Source organism: Blautia caecimuris (genome assembly GCF_024622975.1).
GTDB classification, from domain to species: Bacteria; Bacillota; Clostridia; order Lachnospirales; family Lachnospiraceae; genus Blautia_A; species Blautia_A caecimuris.
Genome location: NZ_JANJZT010000008.1, coordinates 33,660 through 52,314 on the forward strand (window position 1 = coordinate 33,660; position 18,655 = coordinate 52,314).

Consider the following 18,655-nt stretch of genomic DNA (forward strand, 5'->3'; position numbering starts at 1 on the left):
AGGAGAAGGATGAGTATGGAAATGGTAATTGGAGGCGCCTTTCAGGGAAAGGCAGCTTTTGCAGAAAAAATGTATCCGGGAATTTCCTGGGTAAAGGGAAACGAAATCTCCAGAGAAGAACTTTTTTCCGCCAGGGGCGTTGTGGGCTTTCATGAATTTATAAAAAAAGAAATGGAACAAGGAAGCTCCGTGGAAGCTCTGGCAGAAGAGCTGATCCGGAAAAACCCGGAGGTAATTCTGGTGTCAGATGAGGTTGGATACGGAGTGGTTCCTGTTGACGCTTTTCAGAGAGCTTACCGGGAGGTTGTGGGAAGAACATGTACGAAGCTTGCTTCCTTCAGCAGAAAAGTAACCAGAGTGGTCTGCGGTATCGGTACGGTGATCAAACATGACTGAGATATGGCTGATCCGTCACGGAATGACAGAAGGGAACCGTTATCAGAGGTATATTGGAAAAACAGACGAACTTCTGTGTGAAGAGGGCAAAGAGAAGCTGAAGGAATTTTTCTATCCGGAGCCGGAAGCTGTATTCGTAAGTCCTCTTGTGCGGTGCAGGGAAACAGCAGAGATCCTGTTTCCGGAAAAAAGGCTGAGGATCATAGACCAGCTTGCAGAGTGTGACTTTGGGGACTTTGAGAACAAAAACTATCTGGAATTATCCGGAAATCCGGATTATCAGGCCTGGGTAGACAGCGGTGGGATTCTGCCTTTTCCAAATGGAGAAAGCAGAGAAGAATTTCAGAAACGTACTCTGGAAGGGTTCCAGAGGGTTGTAAGTGCCTGTTTCCGCAGTCACATCAGCAGGGCGGCAGTAGTGGTTCACGGGGGAACCATTATGAACATTATGGAGGCTTACGGATATCCAGGGCGAAGCTTTTATGACTGGCATGTAAAAAACGGATGCGGATATCAGGTGAAGGCAGATCCGGTTTTGTGGAACCGGAACAGAAAAGTCCTGGAATTAATAAATGAATTATAAAAACTGTTGCGGCAAAATATTCCATGAAAAATATGCGGAATATCTGCCGGAACAGTTTTTTTATTGCAGAGAAACTCCTGGAATATAATTCTGTATTGACCCGGAAAGCGGACAATACTTGATATACAAAAATTTTTAGAATAAAAAAATGTTTTTTAGATTTACTATTGAAATACAGGAAAAAGTGTGATACATTAATAGTATAAAATTCCTAAAATGACAGGATGAAATTTGTATACAGTTGGGAGATTTTTACAAGACAGGGAGGATTTAATATGAAGATTGTTGGAAATGGAAGAATGATTACACGAGATGCGTCCAATACCTTTTATGAAAACGGTGCAGTGGCAATGGACGGAAGCACCATCGTTATGGCAGGCGGAACAGAAGAAGTAAAAAAAGCTTATCCGGATGCAGAGTTTATTGATGCAAAGGGCGGAGTGATCATGCCTGCGTTTATCAATGCCCATGAACATATTTACAGCTCCTTTGCCAGAGGACTGAGTATTAAAGGATACAATCCTCAGGGATTTCTGGATATCCTGGACGGACAGTGGTGGACCATTGACCGTCATCTGACTCTGGAACAGACAAAGCTTTCCGCTTATGCTACTTATATTGATTCTATAAAAAACGGTGTGACAACTGTTTTTGATCATCATGCAAGCTTCGGACATATTACAGGTTCCTTAAATGCCATTGAGGAAGCGGCAAAAGATCTTGGAATCCGTACCTGTCTCTGCTATGAGATCTCAGACCGTGACGGAATGGAAAAATCCAGAGAATCTGTTATGGAAAACGTAAACTTTATCAAACATGCTCTTGCAGATGACAGCGATATGATCGCCGGAATGATGGGTATGCATGCATCCTTTACCATCTCTGATGAGACAATGGAGCTGTGCAATGAGCTTAAGCCGGAGGGCGTCGGCTATCACATCCATGTTGCAGAGGGGATCTATGATCTTCATCAGTGTTTAAAGGAGCATGGCAAGCGTATTGTTGACCGTCTTTATGACTGGAATATTCTGGGACCGAAAACTCTTCTGGGTCACTGCATTTATATTAATGAACATGAGATGGATCTCATTAAAGATACAGATACTATGGTAGTACATAATCCGGAATCTAACATGGGCAATGCCTGCGGATGCCCTCCTACCATGGCTCTGGTACACAAGGGAATCGTTACGGGACTTGGAACAGACGGATATACTCATGATATGATGGAGTCCTGGAAAGTGGCAAACGTTCTTCACAAACATCATCTCTGTGACCCTAACGCAGCATGGGGCGAGGTTCCGCAGATGCTTTTTGAGGGAAATGCAAAAATTGCCAACCGTTACTTTAAAAAAGAGCTTGGCGTTCTCAAGCCGGGAGCCGCAGCAGATGTGATCGTGATCGGATATGATCCTCTGACGCCAATGCGCGCAGACAACACCAACGGACATCTTCTGTTCGGCGTAAACGGAAGCATGGTTCAGACTACAGTATGTAACGGGGAGGTTCTGATGAAGGATCGTGAAGTTCTTGTGTGCGACGAGGCAAAGATCATGGCAGACTGCCGTCAGTCCGCAAAAGAGCTTGCAGATGATATCAATTTCGGAAAATAAGAAAAATGACCGGAGAAACCGGATGACAGGAGGATAATTATGAGTGAAAAAATGACCTGTATGTCTTTTGGACAGTTAATGGACTGGGTTTTAACAGAACATAAGGAAAAAGGAACTGTATTTGGCGTACACAGGGCTTATCAGGCAGATACGGCAAAGGATATGGAGATTTTCGGAAGAAATCTTGAGACTCCCATCGGCCCGGCAGCAGGCCCCAACACACAGCTGGCTCAGAATATTGTGGCTTCCTACTATGCAGGAGCAAGATTCTTTGAGCTGAAAACTGTTCAGAAAATGGACGGCGATGAGCTGGCAGCCTGCATTAACCGTCCTTGTATCCTGGCAGAGGACGAATGCTATAACTGCGAGTGGTCCACAGAGCTCTATGTGCCTCAGGCTATGGGAGAATATATTAAAGCATGGTTTATTCTTCATGTAATGGCAAAGGAGTTTGGTCTTGGAGGAACAGACGGCTTCCAGTTTAATATTTCCGTAGGCTATGATCTTGCAGGAATTAAAGAAGAAAAGATTGATACTTTTATCAACTGCATGAAGGAAGCTAGGGATACAGAAGTATTTAAGGAGTGCAGAACATGGCTTCTTGACCATGTGGATCAGTTTGAGCATGTGACAAAAGAGGATATTGAAGCAATTCCGTCAGAGATCTGTAATTCTGCAACAATTTCCACCCTGCACGGATGTCCTCCAAATGAGATTGAAAGCATTGCAAATCATCTTTACAAAGAAAAACATCTGAATACATTTATCAAATGTAATCCTACGCTTCTGGGCTATGAATTTGCCAGAAAGACCATGGATGAAATGGGCTATGACTATATGGCATTCGGCGATTTCCATTTCCTGGATGACCTGCAGTATAAAGACGCTGTCCCGATGTTTAAACGTCTCCAGGCGCTGGCAGACCAACTGGGCCTTGCCTTTGGCGTAAAGATCACAAACACCTTCCCGGTAGACGTAACCAGAAACGAGCTTCCAAGCGAAGAGATGTACATGTCCGGAAAGGCTCTGTTCCCACTGTCTATTTCTCTGGCTGCAAAGCTTTCCAGAGAATTTGACGGAAAACTCCGTATTGCATATTCCGGCGGAGCTGATTTTTATAATATTGACAGGATCGTTGGCTGCGGCGTATGGCCGGTAACAGTTGCAACAACCATTTTAAAAACAGGAGGATACCAGAGATTCTCCCAGATGGCAGAAAAGATCATGGCGGACGGAGTGAAGCCATGGGACGGCATTGACGTGGAGGCTCTTGAAAAGCTGGCTGAGGACGCAAAGAAAGATCCTCGCCATGTAAAAAATATCAAGCCTCTTCCAAACAGAAAAAATGAGGAGGAAGTTCCGCTTCTGAACTGTTATTTTGCTCCATGCCAGGGCGGATGTCCCATTCATCAGGATATTCCGGAATACATTGGGCTTGCAGGAGAGGAAAAATACGCGGACGCGCTTCGTGCGATCCTTGATAAAAATGCCCTTCCGTTTATTACAGGAACTCTCTGCGCACATAACTGTATGTATAAATGTACCAGAAACTTTTATGATGAGTCTGTAAATATCCGCGGAACAAAGCTTCTGGCAGCAGAGAACGGCTATGACGAGGTGATCGGCGAGATCCGTGCCGGAGAGAGTAACGGAAAGAAAGTAGCCATTGTAGGCGGCGGCCCGGCAGGTATCGCTGCAGCTTACTTCCTGGCAAGAGCAGGCGCTTCTGTGACGATTTTTGAAAAAGAAGCAAAACTCGGCGGTGTGATCCGTTATGTGATTCCGGGATTCCGTATTCCTGAGACAACTATTGACAAAGACGTTTCCTTTATTGAAAAAATGGGTGTGGAAATCCGCACAAATACCGAGATCACTTCTGTGGCTGATGTAAAAGCGCAGGGCTATGACGCGGTGATCGTTGCCACCGGAGCGAATAAACCGGGAACACTGAAGCTGGAAAAAGGCGAGACAGTAAATGCCCTTAAATTCCTTGCCGACTTTAAGTCAAATGACGGAAAAGTGGATCTTGGAAAGAACGTTGTTGTAATCGGCGGCGGAAATACAGCCATGGATACAGCCAGAGCGGCAAAACGTACAGAAGGCGTAGAGCATGTATATCTGGTTTACAGAAGAACAAAACGCTACATGCCGGCAGCAGAGGAGGAGCTTCTGGAGGTTCTGGAAGAGAGCGTTGAGTTTAAAGAGCTTCTGTCTCCGGTAAGCCTTGAAAACGGAACTCTTATCTGCAGGAAAATGGAGCTTGGCACAATGGACGCTTCCGGAAGAGCAGGAGTTACAGAGACAGATGAGATGGTGGAAGTGCCTGCGGATACTGTGATCGTAGCTGTTGGAGAAAAAGTGCCTGCAGAGTTCTATGAGGCCAACGGCATCAATGTAAATGAAAGAGGAAAAGCAAAGCTTGATCAGGAAACTCTGGAAACAAGCGTAAAAGATGTATATCTGGCCGGCGACAGCGCCAGAGGCGCTGCAACTATCGTGGAAGCTATCCGCGACGCACAGCTTGTTGCAAAAGCAATCCTTGGCAGAGAAGTTGTTTCTGACAGAGCAGTTACAGGTACAGAAACAGAGTGCTATGAAAAGAAAGGCGTTCTGAAAGAAGAGAAGGACGCTGCAAAAGAAAGTGCAAGATGTCTTTCCTGCAGCAAGGTATGTGAAAACTGTGTGGATGTATGTCCAAACAGAGCAAATATCTCCGTTAAAGTACCCGGAATGGAAATGGCTCAGGTGATCCACGTGGATTATATGTGTAATGAGTGCGGAAACTGCAGGACCTTCTGTCCGTATGCAAGCGCTCCTTACAAAGATAAATTTACACTGTTTGCAAAACCAGAGGATATGGATGACAGCACAAATGACGGATTTGCTGTACTGAATGCAGACACAAAGGAATGCAGAGTGAGATTCCTTGGAAATGTAACAGAGTGTAAGGCAGACGATCCGGAAGATAAGGTGCCGGGCGGAATCCGCGCGCTGATCTGTGCAGTGATCGACGATTATTCCTATCTGCTGTTTAAATGATTACAGGATCTGAAATGAAGTGAAAAAGAGCGTGTCTCTGTGTTTTGTGCAGGGACGCGCTCGTGCTGAATATATGTCAGGAGGAAGGTTATGTTCAGTTTTTATGTAAATGGAAAGGAATATCAGGAAGAAAAGGATATGAAGCTTCTTCGTTTTCTTCGTGATAAGCTTCATCTTACTTCAGTAAAAGACGGATGCAGCGAAGGCGCCTGCGGAACCTGTCATGTACTGATCGACGGGAAAGCGCAGAAGGCCTGCATTCCTTCTCTTTCTATGATGGAAGGCAGGCATATTATAACTGTGGAAGGACTTTCTGAGGAAGAAAAAGAGATTTATGACCGGGCGTTCGGAGAAGCAGGCGCAGTGCAGTGCGGATTCTGTATTCCCGGCATGGTGATCAGCGCCAAGGGGCTTATTGACCAGAATTCGGATCCTACCCGCGCTCAGGCGGCTCATGCGATCCGCAACAATATCTGCCGCTGTACAGGCTACAAAAAAATCATAGACGGTATTCTCCTTGCCGCAAAATATAAAAGAGAAGGACTTCCCGAAAAGAGGGAGTATGCCTGGAAGCTGGGAGAGCGTGTGCCCAGAGTGGATGTCCGTGAAAAGGTTCTGGGCTATGGCCAGTATCCGGACGATATCTATGAGGAGGGCATGATCTACGGAAGCGCTCTTCGTTCCGCCTATCCAAGAGCTCTGGTAAAATTTATTGACACAGAAAAGGCAAAAGCGCTGCCCGGAGTGATCGGGGTTTTTACAGCAGAGGACATTCCCGGAAGCGTAAAGGTGGGGCATCTGAAGCAGGACTGGGACGGACTGATCCCTGTTGGAAAGATCACTCATTATCTGGGAGATGCGGTCGCTCTTGTTGCGGCAGAGACACCGGAGCTTGTGGAAAAGGCCAAAAAGCTGATTAAAGTAGAATATGAAGAACTGCCCATGGTTCGTGATCCTTATGAAGCAATGAAAGAGGATGCTCCTCTGGTTCACGAAGACGGAAATCTTCTGGCCCACTGGCACGTGCACCGTGGCGATGCGGAAAAAGCCATTGCCGGATCCGCCTATGTTCTTACAGAAAAATTCCGGACACCGTGGACAGAGCATGCGTTTCTGGAGCCGGAGTGCGCTGTGGCAAAGCCGGACGGAGAGGACGGGGTGATCATTTATTCTTCAGACCAGGGTGTGTACGATACCCAGCATGAATGTATGGCGCTTCTGGGACTTCCGGCTGAAAAGGTAAAGGTGCGCAATAAGCTGGTAGGCGGCGGATTCGGAGGAAAAGAAGACGTGACGGTCCAGCATCACGCAGGCATGATCGCCTATCTTACCAAACGCCCGGTAAAGGTAAAGCTTACCCGTGAAGAAAGTATTCTGATCCATCCCAAACGCCACCCCATGGACATGGAATTTACTATGGGCTGTGATGAAAACGGTATCATTCAGGGTGTGAAAGCAGCTGTTATAGCAGATACCGGAGCCTATGCCTCTCTGGGAGGCCCTGTGCTTCAGAGAGCCTGTACCCATGCCTCCGGTCCCTATAATTACCAGAATTTTGATATTGACGGAAAAGCCTACTATACAAACAATCCACCTGCCGGAGCTTTCCGCGGGTTTGGCGTTACCCAGACCTGCTTTGCAGTGGAAATGCTTCTTACAAAAATGGCAGAAAAGGTTGGCATTTCTCCCTGGGAGATCCGCTACCGCAACGCGATCCGTCCGGGACAGGAGCTTCCAAACGGTCAGCTTGTAGATGATTCCACCGGACTTGCAGAGACTCTGGAAGCGGTAAAGAAAGTGTATGACAGCCATCCTTATGCAGGAATTGCCTGCGCCATGAAAAATGCCGGTGTGGGCGTCGGGCTTCCGGACTGGGGACGCTGTAAGCTGTATGTGCACAATGGAAAAGTAGAGATCCACTCAGGAGCCTCCTGCATTGGACAGGGACTTGGAACGGTACTGGTACAGATGGTATCAGAAAAGCTGGGACTGAAAAGAGAGCAGATTTATTATGATGCTTCCAATACGTATAATGCGCCGGATTCCGGAACCACTTCCGGATCCAGACAGACTCTTGTTACAGGGGAAGCCTGCCGTCGCGCCTGTGAGAAGCTGAAAGAAGAGCTTGCTTATAAAACTCTGGAGGAGCTGGAGGGACAGGAATATCTGGGCGAATATCTTGCCAGAACAGACGCCATGGGTTCTGATGTAAAAAATCCTGTTTCTCATGTGGCCTACGGGTACGCAACTCAGGTGTGCATTCTGGATAAAAACGGAAGGATTGAAAAAATAGTGGCAGCCCACGACGTGGGACGGGCAGTGAATCCTCTTTCTGTAGAAGGTCAGATCGAGGGCGGAGTGCTCATGTCCACAGGCTTTGCTCTCACAGAGCAGTATGGACTGAAGGACTGCAGACCTCAGAATAAATATGGAACGCTGGGACTTTTCCGGGCAAACCAGGCTCCGGAGGTGGAAAGCATCATTGTAGAAAAAGAAGGCTTAAAGGTAGCAGAGGGAGCCATCGGCATCGGAGAGATCACCTCCATTCCTACGGCGCCGGCTATAGCAGGGGCTTACTATAAATATGACGGTCAGTACCGCACAAGCCTTCCGCTTGCCAATACGCCGTATGAGAGAAAGAAAAAGGGGGAATGATCTATGGCAAGATTTCCGAAAAAGACAGCTTATGTTGCATGTGACGGCGGAGAACGCTGCCACAGCTGTACATACGGCTGTATGAGCTGTTCCTCCTGCATTGAGGTCTGCAGAAAGGACGCGGTTTTTTATAATGAATATGGTGTGGCTGAAATTGAGGAAAGCAGGTGTATCGGATGCGGCCTCTGCGTGAAGGCCTGTCCTCAGGAAATCATCCATATTCATCTGACAGACAATCCTTTTATCGTAAAGTGTTCCAATAAGGATAAGGGAGCAGCGGCAAAAAAGGCCTGTGAAGCAAGCTGCATCGGATGCGGGATCTGCGCCAGAAACTGTCCGGCAGACGCTGTGGAGGTTCAGGACAATGTGGCGGTGATCAATGACGAGCTCTGCCTTGCCTGCGGAAACTGCGCGGTAAAATGTCCGCGGAATGTGATCCGGGATACAAGAGGGATTATTTTAAAATAATTCAAGAAAAAACACTAAAAATCAATGGAAAAAACCCTTATAATATGTTAAAATGAATAAAAGGAAATGGTTCCTGATGTTCTTATTCTGACTCAGGATACATATTATAAGAAAGTAGCATGGTTCGGAGCCGGACATACGTCCTGAGGGGAACACACACTCCCTGGACGCAGTCTGGCTTTTTCCATATTCTAAAAGCTTCAGGGAAATCTCAGACAGTCTGGGAGAATTCATGTAGAAAAGGAAAAGAAGGTGAAGAAATGGTTGGAAAAAGTATTCCAAGAGTAGATGCTTATGAAAAAGTTACAGGCAGAGCAAAATTTACAGATGATCTGATTCTCAACCGCGCTCTGGTTGCCAAGGTCCTTCACTCCACCATTGGAAACGGGATCGTAACATCTATTGATACCAGTGAGGCAGAGGCGCTTCCCGGAGTGGTAAAGGTAGTTACCTTTAAAGACGTGCCGGATCACTGCTATCCCACACCGGGACATCCCTGGTCTGTGGAGCCTGCTCATCAGGATATTGCGGACAGAAATATCCTTACAGGACGTATCCGCTATTATGGCGATGATATTGCTGCCGTTGTGGCAGAAGATGAAGTAACTGCGTCCAGGGCGCTGAAGCTGATCAAGGTTGAATATGAGGAATATCCGGTGGAGATCCATCCCAGAAAATCCATGTACGGAAGCAATCCTCCCATTCATTTTGATAAAAAAGACAATGTACTTGCCCGTTCCAACTTTTTTATCGGAAACGTGGATGAAGGCCTGGAGCAGTCTGATACAGTTGTGAAAAGAAGCTACAAGACCTCCATTGTCCAGCACTGTCATATAGAGAATCCCATATCCTTTGCCTATATGGAAAAGGGAAGGATCGTTGTAGTTACTTCCACGCAGATCCCTCATATTGTCCGCCGTGTGATCGGCCAGGCTCTGGGAATCCCCTGGGGCAGGGTAAGGGTGATCAAACCGTATATCGGAGGTGGATTCGGAAACAAGCAGGATGTGCTTTATGAGCCTCTGAATGCATTTTTGACTACTCAGGTAGGCGGCCGTCCTGTAAAGCTTGAGGTTTCCAGAGAGGAAACCTTCTGCAATACAAGAACCCGTCATTCTATTGAGTATGATCTCACTGCAGGCGTGGATAAGGAAGGTCATCTGCTTGCAAAAGATATGAAGGCATATTCCAGCCAGGGGGCTTATGCATCCCATGGTCACGCCATTGCCGCCAACGGTCTTACTGCATGGAGACTTCAGTATGCCTGCCCAAATACCAGAGGCGAGGCTTATACCATTTATACCAATACCCCTACAGCCGGAGCCATGCGTGCCTACGGCATTCCTCAGGCAGCCTTTGCCATTGAATGTCTGATGGATGATGTGGCGGCGGAGATTCATACGGATCCTCTTGAATTCCGGCGGAAAAATCTGATTCAGGGATATTATGAGGACGCTTATCTGAAGCCTATTGCAGCCAATACAAACGGGATTTTCCAGTGCCTGGAAAAAGGCGCGGAATATATTCACTGGGATGAAAAGCGAAAAGAATATGCAGATCAGACAGGTTCTGTAAGACGGGGCATTGGCATGTCACTGTTTTCTTATAAGACAGGTGTATGGCCCATTTCACTGGAAATTGCAGGCGCCCGGCTTTCCATGAACCAGGACGGAAGCGTTCAGCTTCAGATCGGAGCTACAGAGATCGGCCAGGGAGCAGATACCGTCTTTTCCCAGATGGCGGCAGAGACACTTCACATGGATGTGGAGAACGTCCATATTGTCACAGTACAGGATACCGATGTGACGCCGTTTGACACAGGCGCATATGCATCCCGCCAGTCCTTTGTTACCGGAACAGCTGTGAAGCAGTGCGCAGAACAGCTTCTCCAAAAGATTCTGGACTATGCCAAAACCCTTCTTCCGGAGCAGGAGACAAGAGAACTGTCTCTGGATCACGGCTGGATCTACGCAGGAGAGGAACAGGTACTTTCTCTGGAGGCGCTGGCACAGGAAGCCTATTACAGTCTCAGCAATTCCTCTGTGCTGACAGCAGAGGTGTCCACACAGGTGAAGAAAAATACCATTGCCACAGGCTGCTGCTTTGCAGAGGTGGAAGTGGATATGAAGCTTGGAACCATACAGATTCTTAACATCATCAATGTCCATGACAGCGGAAAGCTTCTGAATCCGCAGCTTGCCCAGATGCAGGTGCACGGAGGCATGTCCATGGGCATGGGCTATGGATTAAGCGAGCAGCTTGTTCTGGACGAAAAAACAGGACGGCCTCTTAACGGCAATCTTCTGGATTACAAGCTGATGACAGCTTTAGACACACCGGATATCAAGGCAGATTTTGTGGAACTGGATGACCCCATGGGACCTTACGGAAACAAAGCTTTAGGTGAACCGCCTGCAATTCCGGGAGCTCCTGCGATCCGTAACGCGGTTCTTCATGCTACCGGCGTGGCATTTAATGAAATTCCTCTGGCGCCTCAGCGGCTGATCGAGGGATTCAAAAAAGCCGGACTGATCTGAAAGGGGGAACGGAATCATGTATGATATTGAAAATTACTATAATGCCAGCACAATAGAGGAAGCCGTCAGGCTTTTAAAGGAACATCCGGATACCAGAGTGATCTCCGGCGGAAGCGATGTACTGATTAAGATCCGGGAAGGGAAAATGGCAGGAACCTCTCTTGTGAGTATCCGTGACATTAAAGAACTGAACGGTATCACAAAAAAAGAAAACGGAGATATTTATATAGGCGCAGGAACTACTTTTTCCCATATTACCAATGACCCTGTGATTCAGGAAAACATTCCGGTTCTGGGAGAAGCTGTAGATCAGGTGGGCGGACCTCAGATCAGGAATATCGGAACCATTGGAGGAAATATCTGTAATGGTGCAGTCAGCGCAGACAGCGCGCCTACGGTATTTTCTCTGAATGCCCTTCTTCGCATTGAGGATGGAAACAACGGAAGAACCGTTCCGATCCGTGATTTTTACCTGGGTCCGGGCCGTGTGGATCTGAAAAGAGGAGAGATTCTTACCCATGTGATCATTCCTGCAAAGGAATACCAGGGTTATCATGGAAACTATATTAAGTATTCCATGAGAAAAGCCATGGATATTGCAACCTTAAGCTGTTCCGTGGTAAGTAAGGTAAATACAGAAAAAAATATTCTGGAAGATGTGCGCATTACCTTTGGCGTAGCGGCTCCGGTTCCTTTCCGGTGTGAAAAAACAGAAGCAGCGCTGAAAGGACAGGAAATCAGCGAAAAACTGTATGAAATGACAGAGCAGAGCATCCGTCAGGAGATCAACCCAAGAGATTCCTGGAGGGCATCCAGGGAGTTCCGTATGCAGATCGGCGGAGAAATCGCAAAAAGAGCGCTGAAGCGTACCATAGAGCTTGCAGGAGGTGACAGAAAATGATCAAAGATAAAGTTCTGGTCAGATGTGTGGTAAACGGAAAAGAAGTAGCCGAGTATGTGGATCCCAGAGAGTCTCTGCTTGACATGCTCAGAAACCGTCTGGGTCTTACTTCCGTAAAAAAAGGCTGTGAGGTAGGAGAATGCGGAGCCTGCACAGTGATCATTGACGGAGAGACTATTGACTCCTGCATTTATCTGGCAGTGTGGGCGGAGGGAAAAAATATCCGTACCCTGGAAGGTCTGGAAAAGAACGGGGATCTTACCCGTATTCAGGAGGCTTTTATTGAGGAGGGAGCGATCCAGTGCGGTTTTTGCACACCGGGCTTTGTTATGTCTGCAACGGTGCTTCTGGAGCGGGGCGAGGTGCTTACAAGAGAAGCTATCAAAAAACACATGTCAGGTAATCTGTGCCGCTGCACCGGATACCAGAATATTGTAAATGCAGTAGAAAAAGTAATGCTTGAACAGCAGGAGACTGAAGGAGTTTGATTTATGACACAGAATAACATACTGGTTGTCCGCGGAGGCGGTGATCTTGCCAGTGGAGTGATCCACAGACTTTACCGCTGCGGATACCGGGTGCTGATTCTTGAAAGCGCCAGACCCAGCGCGATCCGCCGGGAGGTGTCTTTCTGCGAGGCTGTTTATGACGGAGAGGCATTTGTGGAGGGCGTTTTAAGCCACAGGATCCAGGATGTGGGTGAGTGTGCCGGAATATGGGAAATGGGCGAGATTCCTCTTCTGGTAGATGAGACAGGAGAAGCTATCAAAAAACTTCATCCTGCAGCAGTGATCGACGCTATTCTTGCAAAAAAAAATCTCGGCACAAACAGGGCAATGGCGCCTCTTACCATTGCTCTGGGACCTGGGTTTCTGGCCGGTAGAGATGTGGATTATGTGGTGGAGACTCAGAGAGGCCATGATCTTGGAAGGATCGTGGAAGAGGGCTGGGCAGCTCCCAATACAGGGATTCCGGGAATGATCGGAGGTTATGGGAAAGAACGAGTGATTCATTCTCCGGCAGCGGGTACGATACACAGCCGGGCGAAGATCAGCGATCTGGTAGAAAAGGATCAGGTAATTGCTGTCATCAGTACAGAGAAAAACAGAGAAATTCCTGTCTTTGCCACAATTTCAGGAGTATTAAGAGGAATGATCCGGGAAGAGTATCAGGTATCGGAAGGAATGAAGATCGCGGATATTGACCCACGGAAAGAACAGAAAAAAAACTGCAATACCATTTCTGATAAAGCAAGATGCATAGCGGGAACTGTTGTGGAAATTCTTCTGTCAGAAGGAATTGTTCCCTGAACAGAAGGAGAGGAAGAAACCTGCCTGCTGTATGACGGATGCTTTAACCGGAGAGGAAAAGGCAGGAATACAATTATCAGGTGATCGAGGAACAGGATTATGAGACTTACTGAACTTCTGGATATTGATGTAAACAGCAAAAAGATCATTTCAGTTGTGGGAGGCGGTGGAAAAACAAGCCTGATCTTCCGGCTTGCAGAGGAACTGGCAGAGCAGGGAAAAAAGGTCATTGTTACCACCACCACTCACATAGCTTTTGAGCCGGAACGCCCCTTTGCCAGAGACGGAGAACTGAATAAAGTCAGGGAAAATCTCAGAAAGTACGGCTATACGGTAGCTGCCTGTATGGAAAAACGGGAAGAAAAAAGTTGGAAAAATCCGGAAAATATTCAGGGATCCTCAGGTACGCACTGCAGCGCTTCCGAAGAGCAGAACAAAAGCGGAAAACTGTTTACAGGAAAGCTTCAGGCGCTTCCGGAGGAGCAGCTTCAGGAACTGAAAAAAGAATGTGATGTAATCCTTATTGAGGCAGACGGAGCCAGACGTCTGCCTTTAAAGGTTCCGGCAGCCTGGGAGCCGGTAATTCCGGAGATGACCGATCTTGTGATCGGCGTGATTGGACTGGACTGTCTGGGAAAAGCAATCAAAGACACAGTTCACCGACCGGAATCAGCGGCAGAATTTCTGGGTAAATCTTCAAAGGAAAAGATTACGGAGGAAGATATCATACGGATTGCAAAGTCAGACCAGGGACTTCGTAAGTCCGTGGGACACAGAGGATTTCGAGTGTTTTTAAATAAAGAGGATGTTCTTAGTGACAGGAATTTGCCGGATAAAATAGTACAGAGACTGAGAAAACATGGCATTTGGGCCGTATGCGGCAGCCTGAAACAGGATATTTCTATTGTTATTCTGGCGGCGGGAAACAGCAGAAGATTTGGCAGCAACAAGCTGTTTTTTCCAATAGATGGCATTCCCATGTATTTACACACACTTCAGAAGGTTCTTCTGGTACAAAAAAAAATGAAACACAGGATTTCTTCCGTTATTCTTGTTACTCAGTATTCGGAGATCAAAAAAAATGCAGAGGCTCTGGGAGCCCGGGTGGTATGGAATCCCCATCCGGAAGAAGGAATTTCCTCATCTATGAAGCTGGGGCTTCTGGAAGTAATAAAAGAAAAGCCTCAGGCGCAAAGCTTTTCTGCCTGCCGGGAAAATAATGCCTGCCTTTTTCTGGTGGCAGATCAGCCGTGGATAAGGTGCCATACGATAGAAGCTCTGATCAGGATGTATACAGAATCCGAAAAGGGCATGGCTGCCGCAGCAAAAAATGGACAGCCTGGAAATCCCTGTATTTTTTCCGGAAAATATTACCCGGAGCTTCTGGCTCTGACAGGCGATACCGGAGGGAAAAGGGTGATGAGAAAATACATGCAGGATGTGGCTCTGCTGGAAGTGCCAGATAAAAAAGAGCTTACGGATATGGATATCCCTCCGGATATTTCATAAAGCCATAAATATGGAAAATCAGAATCATAAAGCTGGTTTTTTATTTCCCCTTTGCTCCTTTTTTAAGCTCCGGCATTACGGTGAGAAGCATGGTAAAAAAGCTTGCGCAGCCGCCGATCAGGTTGGAGATGGGTTCTGCCCAGAATACTCCGTCCACGCCCAGATTCCCGATCCCGGGCAACAGGACAGTAAGGGGAACTACGATCAGTACCTTTCGGAAAATAGAGAAAAAGGTTGCTTTTCTGGCTTTTCCAAGAGCCACAAAGGTACACTGGGCGGTAAACTGTAAGGCCATAAAGCAGTAGCCGAAAAAGTAAATATGGAGAGCGGGGATTCCTCTGGAGATCAGCTCAGGCTCATTGTTAAAGATTCGGATAAAAAATTCCGGAAACAGCTTCAGAAGCCCCCATATGATCAGTGTGTAAGAAACACAGAGAACGGTAACGAACCGGATAGCTTTTCGTACCCGGTGATAGGCGCCCTCTCCATAGTTGAAGCTCATAACAGGTGAGGAACCGCTGGTGATGCCGTTGACAGGAGTGGTTGTGATCTCGCGGATGGAATTCAGCACAGTCATGATCCCCACATAGAGGTCTCCGCCGTACTGGTGAAGGGTGGTATTGCAGAAAACCTGTACAATACTGTTGGTAAAAGCCATCATAAAACTGGAGATTCCAAGAGACATAATGCTTTTGACCCGGCTCCAGCTAAGGCGCATGGCATCTTTTTTCAGATGGAGAACTGCTTTTTTTCCTGTAAGAAACTTCAGAACCCACAAAGCAGAACACATCTGAGAAAGAACCGTAGCTGTTGCAGCGCCTTTTACTCCCATATGAAAAACAAAAATAAAAAGCGGATCCAGAATAATATTCAGCACAGCGCCAATGAGAATAGTCAGCATTCCCATATTTCCAAAGCCCTGGTTGTTAATAAAAGGATTCATTCCAAGAGTGATCATTACAAACAATGTGCCCAGAAGATAGATCTGAATGTAATCCCGGGCATAGGGGTAGGTAATGTCGCTGGCTCCAAAGGCGTGAAGCAGTGGATCATAAAAAAGATATCCAACAGCCATCAGAAGCACGCCCGTAAGAAGAAGCATGGAAAAGGTATTTCCCATAAGACGTTCTGCTTCTCTGTGATTTCCTCTGCCCCGTTCCATGGAGCACAGAGGGCTTCCTCCATTTCCGAAAAGATAGGTAAAGGCAGTGATCAGAGTAATGATGGGAAAACAGATTCCCACGCCGGTCAGCGCGGTTGTGCCTGCCTCCGGGATTCTTCCGATATAAATCCGGTCTACGATATTATAAAGAAGGTTCAGAATCTGCGCCATGGTCATGGGCACAGCCACTTCCAGAATATTTCTGTTTACATTTCCCTTTGAAAAATCTGTCTGATGAATTTTCATAAATAGACTCCTTGATTACAAAAGACGGGGCTCCATGAGAACTGGAATCAGATAAAGCCTTCAGATAGCCGTCTTATATTTCTGGAAATTATTATATAACAAATTTTATGAAAAACAAGACCAGACCTTCCGTAAGCATCCTGTAAAATCATGCACAGCGGTTTGTTAAGCTGTTTTTGGTAATAATCTGCATCATTTCACAGATGGAAACCAACAAAAACCAACACCCCCAAAACCACTGCTTACTCTGTTTGCATCAGCTTGGGAAAATGTCTCCTGAACAGTAACCTGATCAAAATGTATTCCAGATCGCCTTCGGTGATGGCATTTTGCCCTGTGTGTCCCGGGATTTTTGCATATACATGCCAAAACACCTTGCGGGACAGTAACCTGTGAACAGTAACACAAATCCACATTATTACAGGGATTTTTTGTTGAATTTCCTTGTATTTTAAAAGAAAAACAGGTATACTTATCATAAATACAATTATAAAAGTTCTTGATGTTTCATCATGGGAGGTATTATGGCGAAAAATTACAATGGTATGGCAGTGGGAGTATTTGAACTGGATAATCTGGTTGCCTGCTTTGTGGCTCTTGACGCTGCAGCCAAAGCAGCAAATGTAACGATCCAGAGTGTGGAGCGTAACCGACTGAAAAGCGGCGCCTGTGTGAAAATGAGAGGCTCTGTTTCTGATGTGAATGCTGCTATGGAGGTTGCTCTTGAGGCAGCTAAGCCGTTGGGACAGGTGGTAAGTCATACAGTGATCGCTTCTCCGACGGCTGATACGGAAACAGCCCTGGCAATGACAGTAAACAAATAAATAACAAAGTGAGGAAATCATTATGAGATACGGAGCGTTCGGACTGGTAGAGGTTCTGGGAAGCAGCAATGCGATTCTGGTGATCGACCAGATGCTGAAAACATCAGAGGTAGCCTTTCGTACCTGGAATACCAAATGCGGCGGTCATACAACCGTATTTTTAAGCGGAGACGTGGCAGCAGTTACGGCGGCAGTAGACAGTGTAAAAGGAAATCCGCCCTGTGAGATCATTGCAGCGGCAGTGATCTCCAATCCGTCTGAGGAGGCTGTGCGCCTGGTAGAAGAGGAAGCCGCAAAACACGCATCTGCAAAATAAATGCAGAAAAAAGGAGGCCGGGGAAAGCTTTTGTCCATTGAGGTCAAGCTTTCCTGCAGTCTCCTTTTTTATTACAGATGGCATGATAAAAGTTTATGAATGGATCAGGGTTCCTGTTTTTCCCTGGATTCCGTCTCTTGCTTTTTCAAGAAGTGTGATCATGGCTGTGCGGCCGGATCCGGAAGAAGCAAAATCCATAGCTGCCTGAACCTTCGGAAGCATGGAGCCTGCGGCAAAATGACCTTCGTCCACATATTTCTGCGCTTCCTCAACAGTGAGATCGCTTAACCATTCTTCATTTTCTTTGCCGAAATTAATGGCAACCTTCTCCACAGCAGTAAGAATGATCAGCATATCTGCGCCCAGCTCTTTTGCCAGAAGACTGCTTGCAAAATCCTTATCGATCACAGCGGAAGCGCCCTTCAGATGATCTCCCTGAAGAGTAACCGGGATTCCGCCGCCTCCGCAGCAGATAACGATCTTATTGGCATCTACCAGGCTGTTGATGGCATCCTGCTCCACAATCTCTACAGGCTTCGGAGAAGCCACTACACGGCGGTAACCGCGGCCTGCATCCTCTTTTGTGATATAGCCGTAGGCTTTTTCCGCGTGTTCCGCCTCTTCTCTGGACATAAAATGTCCGATAGGCTTGCTGGGATTCTGGAAAGCAGGATCGTCCGGATCTACCCGCACCTGAGTTACAACAGTAACGACCGGAGTACGCACAAAGCCTCTTTTGCGAAGCTCCTCTCTGAGCGCGTTCTGAAGATCATACCCGATATAAGCCTGGCTCATTGCGACACATACAGAAAGAGGTGTGTTGGGCTGGCTGGCGTCTTCCCGGGAAAGAGCGGCCATGGCATTGTTGATCATGCCTACCTGGGGACCGTTTCCGTGGACCACAACCACCTGGTGTCCGTCCTCGATCAGGTCGCAGAGAGCTTTTGCTGTTGTTTTTACAGCCATCATCTGTTCCGGCAGAGTATTTCCAAGAGTATTGCCCCCCAGAGCAATGACAATACGTTTCCGTTTATACATGTAAAAACCTCCTGATTGGGAAAAAGAGAAGGGCCGTGCAGAACAATGCTCCACAGGC

General features: G+C 47.0%; 15 protein-coding genes. 13 read left to right on the top strand and 2 right to left on the bottom strand.

Annotated elements, in window-relative coordinates; all coding sequences use genetic code 11:
* Window positions 1-15 precede the first annotated feature (15 nt).
* From NSA57_RS06985 to yqeC, 11 genes are all read left to right on the top strand, one after another.
* Window positions 16-396 (top strand): bifunctional adenosylcobinamide kinase/adenosylcobinamide-phosphate guanylyltransferase, encoded by a 381-nt coding sequence (locus NSA57_RS06985; RefSeq protein ID WP_257464406.1) that lies wholly within the window; start codon window positions 16-18, stop codon window positions 394-396.
* Window positions 389-979, top strand: coding sequence for a histidine phosphatase family protein (locus NSA57_RS06990; RefSeq protein WP_147599575.1), 591 nt, complete (start codon window positions 389-391; stop codon window positions 977-979). The genes NSA57_RS06985 and NSA57_RS06990 overlap by 8 nt, the downstream gene beginning before the upstream one ends.
* Window positions 980-1,254: 275 nt before the next feature.
* A complete protein-coding gene (gene ssnA, locus NSA57_RS06995; protein ID WP_147599576.1) occupies window positions 1,255-2,592 on the top strand; it encodes a putative aminohydrolase SsnA in 1,338 nt (445 codons plus the stop codon).
* 39 nt (window positions 2,593-2,631) lie between these two features.
* Window positions 2,632-5,631 carry a putative selenate reductase subunit YgfK gene (gene ygfK / locus NSA57_RS07000; RefSeq protein WP_257464407.1) on the top strand — a complete coding sequence of 1,000 codons (3,000 nt, stop codon included), beginning with the start codon at window positions 2,632-2,634 and terminating at the stop codon, window positions 5,629-5,631.
* Window positions 5,632-5,721: 90 nt separating this feature from the next.
* Entirely contained in the window at window positions 5,722-8,286 is a 2,565-nt protein-coding gene (gene xdh, locus NSA57_RS07005) for a selenium-dependent xanthine dehydrogenase (protein WP_257464408.1), read from the top strand.
* Between the two features lie 3 nt (window positions 8,287-8,289).
* Window positions 8,290-8,754 carry a 4Fe-4S binding protein gene (locus NSA57_RS07010; protein ID WP_147599579.1) on the top strand — a complete coding sequence of 155 codons (465 nt, stop codon included), beginning with the start codon at window positions 8,290-8,292 and terminating at the stop codon, window positions 8,752-8,754.
* Between the two features lie 260 nt (window positions 8,755-9,014).
* On the top strand, window positions 9,015-11,291 hold the full coding sequence (gene xdhA / locus NSA57_RS07015) for a xanthine dehydrogenase subunit XdhA (protein ID WP_257464409.1): 2,277 nt from the start codon (window positions 9,015-9,017) through the stop codon (window positions 11,289-11,291).
* Window positions 11,292-11,307: 16 nt separating this feature from the next.
* Window positions 11,308-12,192, top strand: a complete 885-nt coding sequence (gene xdhB, locus NSA57_RS07020; RefSeq protein WP_257464410.1) for a xanthine dehydrogenase subunit XdhB — start codon at window positions 11,308-11,310, stop codon at window positions 12,190-12,192.
* Window positions 12,189-12,680 carry a xanthine dehydrogenase subunit XdhC gene (gene xdhC, locus NSA57_RS07025; protein ID WP_022067935.1) on the top strand — a complete coding sequence of 164 codons (492 nt, stop codon included), beginning with the start codon at window positions 12,189-12,191 and terminating at the stop codon, window positions 12,678-12,680. Before xdhB ends, xdhC begins: the two co-directional genes overlap by 4 nt.
* 3 nt (window positions 12,681-12,683) lie before the next feature.
* Window positions 12,684-13,502: a selenium-dependent molybdenum cofactor biosynthesis protein YqeB gene (gene yqeB / locus NSA57_RS07030; protein ID WP_138270555.1), complete on the top strand. Its 819-nt coding sequence runs from the start codon at window positions 12,684-12,686 to the stop codon at window positions 13,500-13,502.
* Between the two features lie 99 nt (window positions 13,503-13,601).
* A complete protein-coding gene (gene yqeC / locus NSA57_RS07035; RefSeq protein WP_257464411.1) occupies window positions 13,602-15,011 on the top strand; it encodes a selenium cofactor biosynthesis protein YqeC in 1,410 nt (469 codons plus the stop codon).
* A gap of 40 nt (window positions 15,012-15,051) precedes the next feature.
* Here the strand turns inward: yqeC and NSA57_RS07040 are convergent, their stop codons facing one another.
* On the bottom strand, window positions 15,052-16,419 hold the full coding sequence (locus NSA57_RS07040) for an MATE family efflux transporter (protein WP_257464412.1): 1,368 nt from the start codon (window positions 16,417-16,419) through the stop codon (window positions 15,052-15,054).
* 524 nt (window positions 16,420-16,943) lie between these two features.
* On the opposite strand from NSA57_RS07040, the gene NSA57_RS07045 reads away from it, so the two are divergent.
* Window positions 16,944-17,243 (top strand): BMC domain-containing protein, encoded by a 300-nt coding sequence (locus NSA57_RS07045; protein WP_022067939.1) that lies wholly within the window; start codon window positions 16,944-16,946, stop codon window positions 17,241-17,243.
* Window positions 17,244-17,265: 22 nt separating this feature from the next.
* A complete protein-coding gene (locus NSA57_RS07050; RefSeq protein WP_138270556.1) occupies window positions 17,266-17,559 on the top strand; it encodes a BMC domain-containing protein in 294 nt (97 codons plus the stop codon).
* A gap of 93 nt (window positions 17,560-17,652) precedes the next feature.
* On the opposite strand, the gene arcC is transcribed toward NSA57_RS07050, so the two are convergent.
* Complete coding sequence (gene arcC / locus NSA57_RS07055) at window positions 17,653-18,597, bottom strand: carbamate kinase (RefSeq protein ID WP_257464413.1); 945 nt, start codon at window positions 18,595-18,597, stop codon at window positions 17,653-17,655.
* Window positions 18,598-18,655: the final 58 nt, after the last annotated feature.